Source organism: Mycolicibacillus koreensis, from assembly GCF_002104795.1.
GTDB lineage: Bacteria > Actinomycetota > Actinomycetes > Mycobacteriales > Mycobacteriaceae > Mycobacterium > Mycobacterium koreense.
The window spans coordinates 143244-156455 of the sequence record NZ_NCXO01000002.1 but is presented as its reverse complement, the minus strand read 5'-3'; the positions used below and the strand labels follow the sequence as shown (position 1 = coordinate 156455).

The following is a 13212-nucleotide window of genomic DNA, read 5'->3' as shown; positions in this document are numbered from 1 at the left end:
GCGGGATGCCCCGTAAAACCCCGGTTCCTGCTGACGCTGTCCACGGCGACGTCGACGACGGATACGGCCCGGTCGCCGATGCGTTCCGGGCGAATTTCGCCCGGGGCGCGGAAATCGGGGCGGCGGTGGCGGTGTATCGCAACGGGCGCAAGGTCGTCGACCTGTGGGGTGGCTACCGTGACGGCCGGACCCGTGCACCGTGGCGTCCCGACACCGTCGTCAACCTCTACTCCACGTCCAAGGGGATCTCGTCGCTGGCGCTGGCGGTGGCCGCCTCCCGCGGTCTGCTCGACTACGATGCCCGCGTCGCCGACTACTGGCCGCAGTTCGCCCGGGCCGGCAAGGCCGACATCACGGTGCGCCAGCTGCTGGCCCACCAGGCGGGCCTGCCGGCACTCGACACGCGGTTGCAGGTCAGCGACCTGGCTGATACCCAGCGGCTCTCCGATGCGCTGGCCGCCCAGGCCCCGGCGTGGCCGCCGGGCACCCGGCACGGCTATCACGCGATCACGCTGGGCTGGTACGAGTCCGAGCTGCTGCGCCACGCCGACCCGGCCGGGCGCACCCTGGGCCGATTCTTCGCCGACGAGGTCGCCGCGCCCCTGGGGCTGGATCTGCACATCGGCCTGCCGCCCCAGGTCGATCGCGACCGGGTCGCCCACCTGCACGGCTGGCACCGCGCCGCCGCGCTGCTGCATCTGGGGGCGCTGCCGCCGCGGCTGGTGCTGGCGTTGCTGAACCCGTTCGGCTTGACCGGGCGCGCGGCCAACATCATCGCCGGGATCGACCCGACGCGCGACTTCAACCGCGAGGAGATCCGCACCGTGGAGATCCCGGCCGCCAACGGCATCGGCACCGCCGATGCGGTGGCGCGCGCCTACGGGTGCGCCGCCACGGGAGGCCGGGAGCTGGGGCTGACCGCCGCGACGCTCGCCGAGTTGGCGACCCCGGCGCCGACGCCCAGCGGCGGTCCGCGCGACAAGGTGCTCCACGTGGATTCGGCCTTCTCGCTGGGCTATTGCAAACCGGTGCCGCATTTCCGGTTCGGTTCCTCCGATGCGGCGTTCGGCACACCCGGCCTCGGCGGATCGTTCGGGTTCGCCGACCCTGACACCGGCACCGGGTTCGCCTATGTGATGAACCGGATGGGCTTCCACCTCTGGAGCGATCCCCGCGAACTCGCTGTGCGCCAAGCCCTGTTCGCCGACGCGCTGGGTGCTCGCGCGCAGACCTGACCCGCAGACGCGAAAGCCCCCGGCACGCCGGGCGTGCGGGGGGCTGTTGCGTCTGCTCGCGGGTCGCTGGGACCTACAGTTCGGTGGCCGATCCGCCGGCGGCGGTCAGCTTCTCGCGGGCGCTGCCGGAGAACTTGTGGGCGGTGACGTCGAGTTTGACGCTCACCTTGCCGTCGCCGAGCACCTTGACCAAGGTGTTCTTGCGGACCGCACCCTTGTCCACCAGCTCGTCGACCCCGACGGTCCCGCCGGACGGGAACAGCCGGGCCAGGTCGCCGACGTTGACCACGGCGTACTCGGTGCGGAACCGGTTGCGGAACCCACGCAGCTTGGGCAACCGCATGTGGATCGGCATCTGGCCACCCTCGAAGGTGACCGGCACGTTCTTGCGGGCCTTGGTGCCCTTGGTGCCGCGCCCGGCGGTCTTGCCCTTGCCGGAGCCGTCACCGCGACCCACCCGCATGCGCTTGGTCTTCGACCCCGGGGCCGGCGCCAAGTCGTGCAGCTTGATCGGCGTCATGATGCCTCCTCAACATTCACCAGGTGGTGGACCGCCTTGATCAGACCGCGGGTCTGGGCGTTGTCCTCGCGGACGACCGTCTGGCGGATCTTGCGCAACCCCAGTGTGCGCAGGCTCTCCCGCTGGTGCCACCGGGCACCGATGGTGGAGCGCACCTGGGTGATCTTCAGTTCTGCCATGGCTATGCGGTTCCTTCGCTGGCTGTCGAGGCGGCCACCGCCTCGCTCTCCCGCCGGGCCTGCAGCATCCGGGCCGGCGCGACGTCTTCGATCGGCAGACCACGGCGGGCCGCAACCTCTTCGGGGCGCTGCAGCATCTTCAGCGCGGCCACCGTGGCGTGCACCACGTTGATCGCGTTGTCGCTGCCCAGCGACTTCGACAGGATGTCGTGCACGCCGGCGCATTCGAGCACCGCACGCACCGCGCCCCCGGCGATCACACCGGTACCGGCGCTGGCCGGGCGCAGCAGCACCACCCCGGCCGCGGCCTCGCCCTGCACCGGGTGGGTGATGGTGCCCCCGATCATCGGCACCCGGAAGAAGGCCTTGCGGGCTTCCTCGACACCCTTGGCGATCGCGGCGGGCACCTCCTTGGCCTTGCCGTAGCCGACACCGACCATGCCGTTGCCGTCACCGACGACCACCAACGCGGTGAAGGAGAACCGGCGGCCACCCTTGACCACCTTGGAGACCCGGTTGATCGCGACGACGCGCTCCAGGTAGTTGCTCTTGTCGTCCCGGTCCCGGCCGCCCCGGCCACCGTCGCGACGGCCGCGGCCACCACCGGTGTTCGGCGCGCCCGCGCCGCTCGGCTGCTCCGCCATCATGCGGTCCTTCCGTAGCTGATCGTCATTAGAAGTTCAATCCGTCCTCGCGGGCGGCATCGGCCAACGCCGCGATCCGTCCGCCGTAGCTGTAGCCGCCGCGGTCGAAGACCACCGACTCGACGCCGAGGGCCTTGGCCCGCGCGGCGATCAACTGTCCGACCCGCACACTGTGGGCCTTCTTGTCGCCGTCCACGGCGCGCACATCGGGTTCGATCGACGACGCGGCGGCCAGCGTGGTGCCGTTGAGGTCGTTGACCAGCTGCACGTGAATGTGCCGCGACGACCGGTGCACGACCAGACGCGGACGCTGCGCGGTGCCGGAGATGGTTTTGCGCAACCGGGCGTGCCGACGCTTGCGGGCGACCCGTCGCGCTGCGGAGATGTTCTGCCCCACCGGCTTCCAGTCGGTGGCTGGCTGTGTTTGCGCCATGACTACTTACCTGTCTTTCCGACCTTGCGGCGGATCTGCTCGCCGGCGTAGCGCACGCCCTTGCCCTTGTAGGGGTCGGGGCGGCGCAGCCGACGGATGACCGCCGAGATCTGACCGACCTGCTGCTTGTCGATACCGGAGACGGAGAACTTCGTCGGGGACTCCACCGCGAAGGTGATGCCCTCCGGGGCCTCGATCACCACCGGGTGACTGAAACCGAGAGCGAACTCGAGGTTGGAGCCCTTGAGTTGCACGCGGTAACCCACGCCGTGGATCTCCATGTTGGTGGTGTAGCCCTGGGTCACCCCGGTGACCAGGTTGGCCACCAGCGAGCGGTTCAGCCCGTGCAACGCCCGGTTGTCCCGGTGGTCGTCGGGGCGGGTGATGACGATCGCGCCGTCGTCGTTGCGGGAGACGCCCAGCGGCTCCGAGACGTTCAGCTCCAGAGCTCCTTTGGGACCTTTGACCGAGACGTGCCGGCCGTCGATGGTGACATCGACGCCCGCCGGCACCAGCACCGGATCCTTACCAATTCGCGACATATCTTCTACCTAAGCTTCCTGTCCCCGCTACCACACGAAGGCGAGGACTTCGCCGCCCACGCGTTGCCTGGCTGCCTGTCGGTCGGTGACCAGCCCGGAGGATGTGGAGATGATCGCCACGCCCAGACCGCCCAGCACGCGGGGCAGGTTGGTCGATTTCGCGTACACCCGCAGCCCCGGCTTGGAGATGCGACGCAGCCCCGCGAGGCTGCGTTCCCGGTTCGGGCCGTACTTGAGTTCCACCACCAGCGTCTTGCCCACTCGCGCGTCCTCCACGTGGAAGTCGCTGATGTAGCCCTCCCGCTTGAGGATCTCGGCGATGTTGGCCTTGAGCTTGGAGTGCGGCAGGCTCACCTCGTCGTGGTACGCCGAATTGGCGTTGCGCAGACGCGTCAAAAAGTCTGCGATGGGGTCCGTCATCGTCATGACAGCCGGGTCACCTTCCTTGCGGTGGTTCCCTGCTGGGCCTTCCGCATCTGTGGGGTTCGGGTAAAGGGGGCCGCGTTCATCGGCTCACCAACTGCTCTTCTGCACGCCGGGCAGTTCGCCGGCGTGCGCCATGTCGCGCAGGCAGATACGGCACAACCCGAACTTGCGGTAGACCGCGCGCGGGCGCCCACACTTGTTGCAGCGGGTGTAGCCGCGCACCTTGAACTTGGGCTTGCGCTGGGCCTTGTTGACCAGTGCCTTTTTTGCCATCTGTTCAGTTCTCCTTGAACGGAAAGCCGAGGGCCCGAAGCAGCGCTCGTCCTTCATCGTCGGTCGTCGCCGAGGTGACGACGGTGATGTTCATCCCGCGGGGCCGGTCGATGGAGTCCACGTCGATCTCGTGGAACACCGACTGCTCGGAGAGCCCGAAGGTGTAGTTGCCGGTGCCGTCGAACTGCTTGGGCGACAGGCCACGGAAGTCGCGGATACGCGGCAGCGCGATCGAGGTGAGCCGGTCGAGGAACTCCCACATCCGGTCGCCGCGCAGCGTCACCCGCGCCCCGATCGGCATGCCCTCGCGCAGCTTGAACTGGGCGATCGACTTGCGGGCCCGCCGGATCTCCGGCTTCTGACCGGTGATCAGCGACAGGTCGTTGACCGCGCCGTTGATCAGTTTCGCGTCGCGGGCGGCGTCACCGACACCCATGTTGACCACGACCTTGACCATGCCGGGGATCTGCATGACGTTGGCGTAGCCGAATTCCTTGTTCAGCGCGTCGCGGATCTCCTCGCGGTAACGCACCTTCAGGCGTGGCTGAACTTTCTCTGCAGTGGTCATCAGATGTCCTCGCCGTTGCGCTTGGAGACCCGGACCTTCTTGCCGGTCTCCTCATCGACCCGGTACCCGACGCGGGTCGGCTTGCCGTCGGAGTCGACGACCATCACGTTGGAGACGTGGATCGACGCCTCCTGGGTGACGATGCCGCCGGACTGCGCCCCCCGCTCGTTGGTCGACACCGCGGTGTGTTTCTTGATCCGGTTGACGCCCTCGACCAGCACCCGGTTGCGGCTCGGGTAGGCCTGAATCACCTTGCCCTTGGCGCCCTTGTCCTTGCCGGCGACCACCAGCACCGTGTCACCTTTGTGCACTTTCATCTACAACACCTCCGGGGCCAGCGACACGATCTTCATGAAACGCTTCTCGCGCAGTTCCCGGCCGACCGGCCCGAAGATGCGGGTTCCGCGCGGGTCGTTGTCGGCCTTGATGATGACGGCGGCGTTCTCATCGAACTTGATGTAGCTGCCGTCGGGGCGGCGGCGTTCCTTGGCGGTCCGCACGATCACCGCTTTGACCACATCGCCGCGGCTGACGTTGCCGCCGGGGATGGCGTCTTTGACGGTGGCCACGATGATGTCGCCGATCCCGGCGTAGCGCCGCCCGGACCCGCCGAGCACGCGGATGCACAGGATCTCCTTGGCGCCCGTGTTGTCGGCAACCTTGAGCCGCGATTCCTGCTGAATCACTCGATCTCCTGACCTGGTGGTATAGACACGCCAGATACCGACCTGGACGTGCGCGGTCTTGTCGTTGGCCACGGGCACGCGGGGCCGACCGGTGACGGCCAGCCGAGGTCTGCCCTAGGCAACCCCTACATACTAGGGTGACCACCGCCTTTCCGCCAAATTGGCGCCGGTCGGGCACCTACACTGCAGCCCATGGCCACCACGACGACGCGACGGGGGTGCGACGGTACCCCCGCGGGGTCGGCCGCGGTGGTCCACGCCGAGGGGTTGACCCGGCGGTTCGGCGCCCACCGCGGGGTGAGCGACGTGGCGCTGAGCATCGACGCCGGTGAGGTGTTCGGGTTTCTCGGCCCCAACGGCGCCGGGAAGACGACGACGATCCGGCTGCTGCTGGGCCTGTACGCGCCCACCGCGGGGCGTGCGCGGGTGTTCGGCCACGACCCGTGGACCGAGGCGGTGGCGGTGCACCGCCGCATCGGTTATCTGCCCGGGGAGCTGACGCTGTATCCACGGTTGACCGGCCGGCAGATCCTCGACCGGTTCGCCCGCATCCGCGGCACCGACACTCCCGGCGACCGGCGCTGCCGCGACGACCTCGTCGACCGGTTCAGCGCCGAACTGGATCGCCCGATCCACACCCTGTCGAAGGGCAACGTGCAGAAGATCGGCCTGCTGCACGCCTTCGCCCACCGCCCGGAGCTGTTGGTGCTCGACGAGCCCACCTCTGGGCTGGACCCGCTGCTGCAGGACGAGTTCGCCCGGCTGGTGCGCGAGACGGTCGCCACCGGGCGCACGGTGTTCTTGTCCTCGCACGACCTCGACGAGGTGCAGCGGCTGGTCGACCGGGTGGCGATCATCCGCGACGGGCGGATCGTGGTCACCGACACCGTGGAGAACCTGCGGGCGACGGCCCCGAAGACGGTGCGGCTGCGTTTCGCCGCCCCCGTCGACCCCGTGCGGTTCGCGGCTCTGGACGGCGTGGCGGTGCTCGGCGGTGACGGCCGCGAAGTCGAGTTGTCGGTGACCGGCCCGATCGGGGCGCTGCTGCGGGAGGCCGCCGAGGCCGACGCGGTGGACATGACGGCGCGCCCGGCGAGCCTCGATGAGCTGTTCCGCGACTATTACCGCGGCGAGGAGCACCGCGGGGAGGAGCCGCGATGAGCACGGCGGTCACCCTGCTGGATCTGCGGCTGCGCCGCCGGCTGATCATCGGCTACAGCCTGGGGATGGCGGTGTACGTGTTCCTCGTGGTGACGCTGTACCCGGTGGTGAAGAACGACACCGACCTCGACGCGCTCACCAACTCCACCCTCGGCGCCCTCGTCGGCGCGGCCGGGTCGGGGCTGACCTCCCCGGACGGCTGGCTCAACGCCAACCTGTACGGCAACTTCGTGCCGCTGATCGTGTTGATCGCCACCATCGGCTACGGCGGGTCGGCCATCGCCGGGCAGAACGAGGACGGCAGCTTGGCGCTGGTGACGACGCTGCCGGTGAGCCGGCGCTCGATCCTGCTGGCCAAGCTGGCGGCGTTGGCCCTGCAGGCGCTGCCGGTGCCGGTCGTCACCGCCGTGTGCGTCCTGACCGGGCGCTGGTTCGATCTGCGGATCGGGTCGGTCGCGCTGGTGGGAGTCACCGTCGGCGTGTGGCTGTTGGGGCTGGTCTTCGGGACGCTGGCGTTGCTGATCGGGACGGCCACCGGCAGCCGCGGGCTCGCGCTGGGGGTGACATCGGGGATCGCGGCGGCCACCTACCTGATCAACTCGCTGGCGCCGGTGGTCGACTGGCTGCATCCGCGGCGGTTTTTCTCCCCGTTCTTCTACGCGGTCGGCGACAACCAGCTCCAGCACGGCCTGTCGTGGGCCTGGGCGCTGGCGCTCGCTGCGATGACACTGGTGTTCGCTGCGGCGGCGCTGGTCGCGTTCCGCCGCCTCGACGTGCACTGAGCCGCACCCGGGCCCGGCTCACGAGGCGACGTGGCCCTCCTCGGCGGGCAGCGGCGGCGGCAGCGGGGTGCTGGGGGCCGGGGTGTCGGCGGGGCTCTGCTCCTCCGGCGGCGAACTGTCGGTGTCGGTGTCGGCATCGGTGTCGGTGTCGGTGTCGGGCTGCGCGCCGTGGAAGTCGACCATCGGCTCGGTGCGGATCGTCCGGTCGCCGTCGGTGATCCTCAGCGATGCCGCCGACACCGTGTAGGTGATCCCGTCGCGGGTGGCGGTGTAGGTTCCCGACCCCGACGAGGACGCCGCGGCGATCAGCTTCGCGCCGTCTTCGATGCGCACCCCGCGGTACTGGTAGCCGCCGTCGCCGTCGTCACAGATCGCCACCCGGGACCGCTCGGTGGCCCCGAAGACGACGGCGGTGGTGCTGCAGCGCGCCGTGGAGTTCACATAGCCCTGCTCGTCGAAGTCGGGGGCCGCGCCGGCCGGCGCGGCCACAGCCAGCCCGACCAGCGCCGCCGCGACGGCCGCCAGCGGGTATCGCATCGAGATCACCGGGTAGCTCATCGGATCCAGCAGACCATGACCGGTGGCGTTGTCCGCGCCGCGGCACGCCCCTGCAACCGAATCGTTAACACCGCGCCGGGGCCGCCCACGCCGAGCGGCTTCCGCGGTCCGCCGGCACGTCATCGCCCTACTATGGGAGCGCGACGGCGGCGACCACCGACAGCGGGAGCGGATATGGGCACAGCGGACGTGGCGGCGGACCGGATCGCCGACGAGCAGGTCGATACCTGGCGGGTGGCGACCTGGGCGGTGCCGATCACGGCCGAGATCGTCATCGCGGTCATGATCGGCGTGTTGTGGCTGTTGGCGACGACATCGGCCTTCGCGGACCTGGAGCTCGGTTGGCTGTTGACCGGGGCCGCGATCACCGCGGGGGCCGCGATCGCCGCAGCCGGGTATTTGACGCGGGCCCCGTCGTCGTGGCGACGAGGCCTGGGCCTAAGTGTCGCGGCGTCGGCCGGCATCGTCGCCGTCGGGGCCACCGCTATCGGCGTCGTCTTCCACCGGTGAGGCTCCGCAGATGACCGCGTCCACGGAGCAGCGCAGCGCACAGCGCTACGGCGCTGCGGGTTTCCTGGCGGCCGGCCTCAACGTGCTGCTGGGCAATCTCGCGGCCTGGTTCGCGGTCCCGTATTTCCTGCTTTATCTGCTGTTCGTCCCGGTCATCGTGGTCGACCTGGCGGTGGCCGCCGCCCTGGTCCGCCGCGGCGGCCGGTCCGGGCAGATCGGTCGCGGCATGCTGATCGGGCTGATCTCGGTGCCGCTGGCACCGGCCGCGATCGCCGCCGGCTACGCGATCGCCGCCGTCGCCGGGCTGGCGAGCGCCTGAGCGGAATCGGGGACCCGCCTCACCCGTCGGGGCCGCTGACGCAGCGGAACCCGATGTGGCTGGTCGCGGTGTCCTGGGCTTGCGGGGAACGCGCCGCGGGACGGTAGCGCCGGCAGTACTCGGGGGCGCACAGATGCGAACCGCCCTTGAGGACCTGGCTGATGTCCGGGTCGGCCCGGTGCGACGGGGCGCAGCATGCCGCGTCGGGGGCCTCGGGGGCCTCGGGGGCACTGCCACCGTGGCGCGCGGCGAAGCGGGTGGCGGTCCACTCCCAGACGTTGCCGATCATGTCGACAAGACCGAAGCCGTTGGCGGGAAACGTCCCCACCGGGGAGGTGCCCACCCAGCCGGCGGCGCCGTCGTTACGGTACGGGAACGCGCCCTGCCAGGTGTTGGCCATCAACCGCCCACCGGGGTGCATCTCGTCGCCCCACGGGTAGACGGTGTCGGCGCCGGCGCGCGCGGCGTACTCCCATTCGGCTTCGGTGGGCAGCCGCCGGCCCGCCCACCGGGCGTAGGCCGCCGCGTCGGGGTAGGCCACCTGCACCACCGGGTGATCGGGGATGGCGTCGATGCTGCTGCCGGGACCGCGGGGGTGACGCCAGCACGCCCCGGGCACCCACGACCACCATTGGCGCCAATCCCGCAGATCCACCGGTCCGGCGGTGGGCGTGAACACCAGTGCCCCGGCGACCAGGTCCGCCGCGTCGGCCCCCGGGTACAGCGCCGGATCGGGGGGCTGCTCGGCGACGGTCACGTAACCGGTGTCGGCGACGAACCCGGCGTACTGCGCGTTGGTGACCGGGTGGCGCTCCACCGCGAACGCCGCCACCGTGGCGGGGTGCGCGGGCGCCTCCTCCGGGTAGAAGCCGATCGCCCCCATGGTGAAGGTCGCGGCGGGCAGATCGACCAACTCCGAGAGCATGCGAGCAGCCTACGGCGGTGACGGCCTCGCTCAATCGCGCGCGAACGCCGCCGCCAGCTCCCTTTCCACGTCGATGTAGGGCTCACCGGACACATCCACGGTGACGTCGCGGATCCGTCCGCCGGTGAACGGGTACGGCGCCACGTACGCGTTCGACACCGCTTGGCCGGTGTTGCGGCCCACGCTCACTCCCCCGCCGGCCAGGGCGAACGCGCCGGGCTGGGTGATCATCTCCGGCAGGGTCGCCACCGCGGTGTCGTCGACGTACAGCGTCGCCGTCCCGATCCCGGTGGGGGTGGCCGGCACGGTGCCGGACCGCTCGTAGCGCACCCCGAGGATGTGCTCACCCACCCCGACGGGCTGCGGCGCCGACAGCCACTGTTCCCGCTCGCCGAGGAAGTTGTAGACGTAGTGCAGGTGCCCGTCGCGCAGGAACAGCACGTGGCCGCCGTGGCGGGCGCCCTGCTTGATCAGCACCCCGGCGGCGTCGCGACGTTCCACGTGCACCCGGGCGAGCAGCGCGAACGAGCGGCCCCGCAGTTGGACGCACGCCCCCAACGGCACCTCCGCGGTGCCGGGATAGTAGACGTAGCGGTCCCGTTCACCGGCCAGGGTCGGGCGGTGCCGGGCCATCATCTCCAGGACGTTGAGGTCGCTCAGCGGCAGCGCCTGGTATTTGTGCGCCTCGGCGGACCACAGCGTTTGGAGCTCGGCGAGCTTCTCCGGGTGCTCGGCGGCCAGGTCGCGGACCTGGCTGCGGTCGGACTCGAGATGGTAGAGCTCCCAACGATCGGCGTCGAAGTGGCCCCAGCCCGACGGTGCCGCGGCGTGCACCGTGCCGGCGAACCAGCCTTGATGCCAGATGCCGCGGGTGCCCAGCATCGAATAGAACTGGGTCTGCTTCCCGGTCGCCGCGGCCGGGTCAATCAGCGCCGCTTTGAAGCTCACCCCCTCCAGCGGCTTCTGCGCGACACCGCGCACGGTGGCGGGCGGGGTGATGCCGAGCAGGTCGTAGACGGTCGGCGTCACGTCGCAGACGTTGATGTAGGTGTCGAGCACCCGGCCGCGCGCCGCGATCCCCGCCGGCCAGGAGATGATCGCCGGGTCGGCGATCCCGCCTTCGTGCGAGGCGTAGCGTTTGAACAGCTTGTAGGGGGTGTTGAACGCCATCGCCCACCCGATCGGGTAGTGGTTGTAGGTTTCCGGGGAGCCGAGCAGCTCGAGGGCTTGGGCGGCCTCCTCGGCGGTGTCGAGGTAGCCGTTGAAGAACTTGTTCTCGTTGGCGGAGCCGTTGGGGCCGCCTTCCCCGCTGGCGCCGTTGTCGGAGATGACCACGATGACGGTGTTGTCGAGCTGGTCGGTGTCGGCCAGATAGTCCAGGACGCGGCCGATCTGGGCGTCGGTGTAGGACAGGAACCCGGCGAACACCTCCGCCATCCGGGCGAACAGGCGTTTCTCGTCGGCGCTGAGGGTCTCCCATGGCCGCACGGTGTCCAGCGCCGGCCAGGGGTGCCCGTCGGCGCTGGTGGCGTCGGCATACGGGTTGACCGCCGACAGTGCGGTGTCGGCGGGCACCAGGCCCAACCGCTTCTGGTTCTCCAGCACGATCTCGCGGTAGCGCTCGTAGCCCATGTCGAACCGGCCGGCGTAGCGGTCGGCCCACTCGGCGGCCACATGGTGCGGGGCGTGCCCCGCGCCCGGGCACACGTAGGCGAACCACGGTTTGTCCGGCGCGATCACCGTGGCGTCGCGGATGAACTCGATGGTCTTGTCGGCGATGTCGGCCGACAGGTGGTAGCCCTCCTCGGGGGTGGCCGGCGGGGCGACCGGATGGTTGTCGTACACCAGGTCGGGGTACCACTGGTTGGTCTCCCCGCCGAGGAACCCGTAGAAGCGTTCGAAGCCGCGCGCGATGGGCCAGTGCCGTTTACTGCCCGCCAGGTTGGCCTCCTCCAGCGGCGTGAGATGCCATTTGCCGGTGGCGTAGGTGTTGTAGCCGTGCTCGGCGAGCACCTCCGAGAGCAGGGCCGTCTCGGCGGGGATACGGCCGTGGCTGTTGGGGAATCCGTCGGTGAACTCCTCGATGGTGGCCATCCCGACGGTGGTGGGGTTGCGTCCGGTCAGCAGCGCCGCCCGAGTCGGCGAGCACAGCGCGGTGGTGTGGAACTGCGCCAGGCGCACCCCGGCGGCGGCGATCCGGCTCATCGCCGGCATCTCCACCAGCCCGCCGAAGCAGTCCCAGGTGGCGATGCCGACATCGTCCCAGACCAGGTACAGCACGTTGGGCGCCCCGGCGGCGGCACGCGGCGCGACGTAGGGCTGCCAGTCCGGCTCGGAATCGCGGATATCCAGGCCGATCTTGCCGTCGAATTCCATGGGCCGCCTCCCGGGTTCACCCGCCGGACTGACACGAAAGTCCCCGCACGCTCGGCGTGGCGGGGACTTTCGTGTCTGCTCGCGCGGCTTGTCTGGCCAAAGACTAGCCGGGAAGCCGCGGGCTACTTGGCCTTTTCCAGGATGTCGACGAGGCGCCACCGCTTGGTGGCCGACAGCGGACGGGTCTCCATCAGCGACACCCGGTCGCCGACGCCGGCGATGCCGTTCTCGTCGTGCGCCTTGACCTTGGTCGTGGTGCGGATGATCTTGCCGTACAGCGGGTGCTGCACGCGGTCTTCCAGTTCGACGACGATGGTCTTCTGCATCTTGTCGCTGACGACGTACCCGATGCGGGTCTTACGCCGCCCCCGGGTCCGCTCGGTGCGCGGGGTGTGCTTGGGCCCCTTGGTCTGGTTGTCTGCCATTACGATTCCTCACCATCGGGGCCCGACGCCAGGCCCAGCTCACGTTCGCGCAGCACGGTGTAGACCCGCGCGATCTCCCGACGCACGGTGCGCAGCCGGCGGTTGTTGCTCAACTGGCCGGTCGCCATCTGGAAGCGCAGGTTGAACAGCTCTTCCTTGGACTCGCGCAACCGGTCGGTCAGCTCCTCGTCGGACAACTCGCGCAGTTCACCGGCGGAAACTCCCACTGCCATCAGAACTGCTCCTCTCGGGTGACGATGCGCGCCTTCAGCGGCAGCTTGTGCATCGCCCTGGTCAGTGCCGCCCGGGCGATCGCCTCGTTGGGGTAGCTCAGCTCGAAGAGCACCCGGCCCGGCTTGACGTTGGCGACCCACCACTCCGGCGAGCCCTTACCCGACCCCATCCGGGTCTCGGCGGGCTTCTTGGTCAGCGGGCGGTCCGGGAAGATGTTGATCCACACCTTGCCGCCACGTTTGATGTGCCGGTTGATCGCGATACGCGCCGACTCGATCTGCCGGTTGGTGACGTAGGCGTGGCTGAGCGCCTGGATACCGTAGTCACCGAAACTCACCGTGGTGCCACCGCTGGCCAGGCCACGCTGGCGGGGGTGGTGTTGCTTACGGTGTTTGACCTTGCGGGGAAACAACATG

Annotated in this window: 21 protein-coding genes; 5 read left to right on the top strand and 16 right to left on the bottom strand. The window is 69.8% G+C overall.

All coding sequences use genetic code 11. The features are described 5' to 3' along the window. Positions 1 to 5: 5 nt before the first annotated feature. Positions 6 to 1235: a serine hydrolase domain-containing protein gene (locus B8W67_RS01780; RefSeq protein WP_069392756.1), complete on the top strand. Its 1230-nt coding sequence runs from the start codon at positions 6 to 8 to the stop codon at positions 1233 to 1235. Between the two features lie 73 nt (positions 1236 to 1308). On the opposite strand, the gene rplO is transcribed toward B8W67_RS01780, so the two are convergent. The 10 genes from rplO to rplN all read right to left on the bottom strand — a co-directional run bounded on the left by rplO (position 1309) and on the right by rplN (position 5506). After that, the gene (gene rplO / locus B8W67_RS01775; RefSeq protein WP_085301987.1) at positions 1309 to 1755 is read right to left on the bottom strand and encodes a 50S ribosomal protein L15; all 447 of its coding nucleotides are present in this window, start codon (positions 1753 to 1755) and stop codon (positions 1309 to 1311) included. Further along, entirely contained in the window at positions 1752 to 1934 is a 183-nt protein-coding gene (gene rpmD / locus B8W67_RS01770; RefSeq protein WP_069392758.1) for a 50S ribosomal protein L30, read from the bottom strand. The genes rplO and rpmD overlap by 4 nt, the downstream gene beginning before the upstream one ends. A 2-nt stretch (positions 1935 to 1936) precedes the next feature. Continuing rightward, positions 1937 to 2578 carry a 30S ribosomal protein S5 gene (rpsE, locus tag B8W67_RS01765; RefSeq protein ID WP_084228915.1) on the bottom strand — a complete coding sequence of 214 codons (642 nt, stop codon included), beginning with the start codon at positions 2576 to 2578 and terminating at the stop codon, positions 1937 to 1939. Between the two features lie 28 nt (positions 2579 to 2606). Then, on the bottom strand, positions 2607 to 3011 hold the full coding sequence (gene rplR, locus B8W67_RS01760; RefSeq protein WP_085301985.1) for a 50S ribosomal protein L18: 405 nt from the start codon (positions 3009 to 3011) through the stop codon (positions 2607 to 2609). 2 nt (positions 3012 to 3013) lie between these two features. Next, positions 3014 to 3553, bottom strand: a complete 540-nt coding sequence (gene rplF, locus B8W67_RS01755; RefSeq protein WP_069392761.1) for a 50S ribosomal protein L6 — start codon at positions 3551 to 3553, stop codon at positions 3014 to 3016. Between the two features lie 27 nt (positions 3554 to 3580). Continuing rightward, complete coding sequence (gene rpsH / locus B8W67_RS01750; protein ID WP_069392762.1) at positions 3581 to 3979, bottom strand: 30S ribosomal protein S8; 399 nt, start codon at positions 3977 to 3979, stop codon at positions 3581 to 3583. Positions 3980 to 4066: 87 nt separating this feature from the next. Further along, a complete protein-coding gene (locus tag B8W67_RS01745) occupies positions 4067 to 4252 on the bottom strand; it encodes a type Z 30S ribosomal protein S14 (protein ID WP_069392763.1) in 186 nt (61 codons plus the stop codon). Positions 4253 to 4256: 4 nt separating this feature from the next. Beyond that, a complete protein-coding gene (gene rplE / locus B8W67_RS01740) occupies positions 4257 to 4820 on the bottom strand; it encodes a 50S ribosomal protein L5 (protein WP_069392764.1) in 564 nt (187 codons plus the stop codon). After that, positions 4820 to 5137, bottom strand: a complete 318-nt coding sequence (rplX, locus tag B8W67_RS01735; RefSeq protein WP_069392765.1) for a 50S ribosomal protein L24 — start codon at positions 5135 to 5137, stop codon at positions 4820 to 4822. Before rplX ends, rplE begins: the two co-directional genes overlap by 1 nt. Next, on the bottom strand, positions 5138 to 5506 hold the full coding sequence (rplN, locus tag B8W67_RS01730) for a 50S ribosomal protein L14 (protein WP_069392766.1): 369 nt from the start codon (positions 5504 to 5506) through the stop codon (positions 5138 to 5140). A 192-nt stretch (positions 5507 to 5698) separates the two neighbouring features. Here rplN and B8W67_RS01725 point away from each other — a divergent pair, with 192 nt between their 5' ends. Beyond that, a complete protein-coding gene (locus B8W67_RS01725; protein WP_109561687.1) occupies positions 5699 to 6667 on the top strand; it encodes an ABC transporter ATP-binding protein in 969 nt (322 codons plus the stop codon). Continuing rightward, complete coding sequence (locus B8W67_RS01720) at positions 6664 to 7449, top strand: ABC transporter permease subunit (RefSeq protein ID WP_085301983.1); 786 nt, start codon at positions 6664 to 6666, stop codon at positions 7447 to 7449. Before B8W67_RS01725 ends, B8W67_RS01720 begins: the two co-directional genes overlap by 4 nt. An 18-nt stretch (positions 7450 to 7467) precedes the next feature. Here the strand turns inward: B8W67_RS01720 and B8W67_RS01715 are convergent, their stop codons facing one another. Continuing rightward, on the bottom strand, positions 7468 to 8007 hold the full coding sequence (locus B8W67_RS01715) for a hypothetical protein (RefSeq protein ID WP_085301981.1): 540 nt from the start codon (positions 8005 to 8007) through the stop codon (positions 7468 to 7470). A gap of 174 nt (positions 8008 to 8181) precedes the next feature. Here B8W67_RS01715 and B8W67_RS01710 point away from each other — a divergent pair, with 174 nt between their 5' ends. Both B8W67_RS01710 and B8W67_RS01705 read left to right on the top strand, forming a co-directional pair. Then, positions 8182 to 8517: a hypothetical protein gene (locus tag B8W67_RS01710; RefSeq protein WP_085301980.1), complete on the top strand. Its 336-nt coding sequence runs from the start codon at positions 8182 to 8184 to the stop codon at positions 8515 to 8517. Between the two features lie 10 nt (positions 8518 to 8527). Further along, positions 8528 to 8836 (top strand): hypothetical protein, encoded by a 309-nt coding sequence (locus B8W67_RS01705; protein ID WP_085301978.1) that lies wholly within the window; start codon positions 8528 to 8530, stop codon positions 8834 to 8836. 19 nt (positions 8837 to 8855) lie between these two features. On the opposite strand, the gene B8W67_RS01700 is transcribed toward B8W67_RS01705, so the two are convergent. The 5 genes from B8W67_RS01700 to rplP form a co-directional block, all read right to left on the bottom strand. Further along, a complete protein-coding gene (locus tag B8W67_RS01700; RefSeq protein ID WP_085301976.1) occupies positions 8856 to 9761 on the bottom strand; it encodes a formylglycine-generating enzyme family protein in 906 nt (301 codons plus the stop codon). Between the two features lie 30 nt (positions 9762 to 9791). After that, positions 9792 to 12137, bottom strand: coding sequence for an arylsulfatase (locus B8W67_RS01695; RefSeq protein ID WP_085301974.1), 2346 nt, complete (start codon positions 12135 to 12137; stop codon positions 9792 to 9794). 122 nt (positions 12138 to 12259) lie between these two features. Next, positions 12260 to 12562 carry a 30S ribosomal protein S17 gene (rpsQ, locus tag B8W67_RS01690; protein ID WP_069392773.1) on the bottom strand — a complete coding sequence of 101 codons (303 nt, stop codon included), beginning with the start codon at positions 12560 to 12562 and terminating at the stop codon, positions 12260 to 12262. After that, positions 12562 to 12795: a 50S ribosomal protein L29 gene (rpmC, locus tag B8W67_RS01685; protein ID WP_069392774.1), complete on the bottom strand. Its 234-nt coding sequence runs from the start codon at positions 12793 to 12795 to the stop codon at positions 12562 to 12564. Before rpmC ends, rpsQ begins: the two co-directional genes overlap by 1 nt. Next, the gene (gene rplP, locus B8W67_RS01680) at positions 12795 to 13211 is read right to left on the bottom strand and encodes a 50S ribosomal protein L16 (RefSeq protein WP_069392775.1); all 417 of its coding nucleotides are present in this window, start codon (positions 13209 to 13211) and stop codon (positions 12795 to 12797) included. The genes rpmC and rplP overlap by 1 nt, the downstream gene beginning before the upstream one ends. Position 13212: the final 1 nt, after the last annotated feature.

Bases quoted from the DNA above. Each gene is read 5' to 3' on its own strand.
- B8W67_RS01780 (WP_069392756.1), top strand. From the start codon at position 6: ATGCCCCGTAAAACCCCGGTTCCTGCTGACGCTGTCCACGGCGACGTC.
- rplR (WP_085301985.1), bottom strand. From the start codon at position 3,011: ATGGCGCAAACACAGCCAGCCACCGACTGGAAGCCGGTGGGGCAGAAC.
- B8W67_RS01720 (WP_085301983.1), top strand. From the start codon at position 6,664: ATGAGCACGGCGGTCACCCTGCTGGATCTGCGGCTGCGCCGCCGGCTG.
- rpsE (WP_084228915.1), bottom strand. From the start codon at position 2,578: ATGGCGGAGCAGCCGAGCGGCGCGGGCGCGCCGAACACCGGTGGTGGC.
- rplX (WP_069392765.1), bottom strand. From the start codon at position 5,137: ATGAAAGTGCACAAAGGTGACACGGTGCTGGTGGTCGCCGGCAAGGAC.
- rpmC (WP_069392774.1), bottom strand. From the start codon at position 12,795: ATGGCAGTGGGAGTTTCCGCCGGTGAACTGCGCGAGTTGTCCGACGAG.
- rpmD (WP_069392758.1), bottom strand. From the start codon at position 1,934: ATGGCAGAACTGAAGATCACCCAGGTGCGCTCCACCATCGGTGCCCGG.
- B8W67_RS01705 (WP_085301978.1), top strand. From the start codon at position 8,528: ATGACCGCGTCCACGGAGCAGCGCAGCGCACAGCGCTACGGCGCTGCG.
- B8W67_RS01715 (WP_085301981.1), bottom strand. From the start codon at position 8,007: ATGAGCTACCCGGTGATCTCGATGCGATACCCGCTGGCGGCCGTCGCG.
- B8W67_RS01700 (WP_085301976.1), bottom strand. From the start codon at position 9,761: ATGCTCTCGGAGTTGGTCGATCTGCCCGCCGCGACCTTCACCATGGGG.
- B8W67_RS01725 (WP_109561687.1), top strand. From the start codon at position 5,699: ATGGCCACCACGACGACGCGACGGGGGTGCGACGGTACCCCCGCGGGG.
- rplO (WP_085301987.1), bottom strand. From the start codon at position 1,755: ATGACGCCGATCAAGCTGCACGACTTGGCGCCGGCCCCGGGGTCGAAG.
- rplF (WP_069392761.1), bottom strand. From the start codon at position 3,553: ATGTCGCGAATTGGTAAGGATCCGGTGCTGGTGCCGGCGGGCGTCGAT.
- rplE (WP_069392764.1), bottom strand. From the start codon at position 4,820: ATGACCACTGCAGAGAAAGTTCAGCCACGCCTGAAGGTGCGTTACCGC.
- rpsQ (WP_069392773.1), bottom strand. From the start codon at position 12,562: ATGGCAGACAACCAGACCAAGGGGCCCAAGCACACCCCGCGCACCGAG.
- B8W67_RS01695 (WP_085301974.1), bottom strand. From the start codon at position 12,137: ATGGAATTCGACGGCAAGATCGGCCTGGATATCCGCGATTCCGAGCCG.
- B8W67_RS01745 (WP_069392763.1), bottom strand. From the start codon at position 4,252: ATGGCAAAAAAGGCACTGGTCAACAAGGCCCAGCGCAAGCCCAAGTTC.
- B8W67_RS01710 (WP_085301980.1), top strand. From the start codon at position 8,182: ATGGGCACAGCGGACGTGGCGGCGGACCGGATCGCCGACGAGCAGGTC.
- rpsH (WP_069392762.1), bottom strand. From the start codon at position 3,979: ATGACGATGACGGACCCCATCGCAGACTTTTTGACGCGTCTGCGCAAC.
- rplP (WP_069392775.1), bottom strand. From the start codon at position 13,211: ATGTTGTTTCCCCGCAAGGTCAAACACCGTAAGCAACACCACCCCCGC.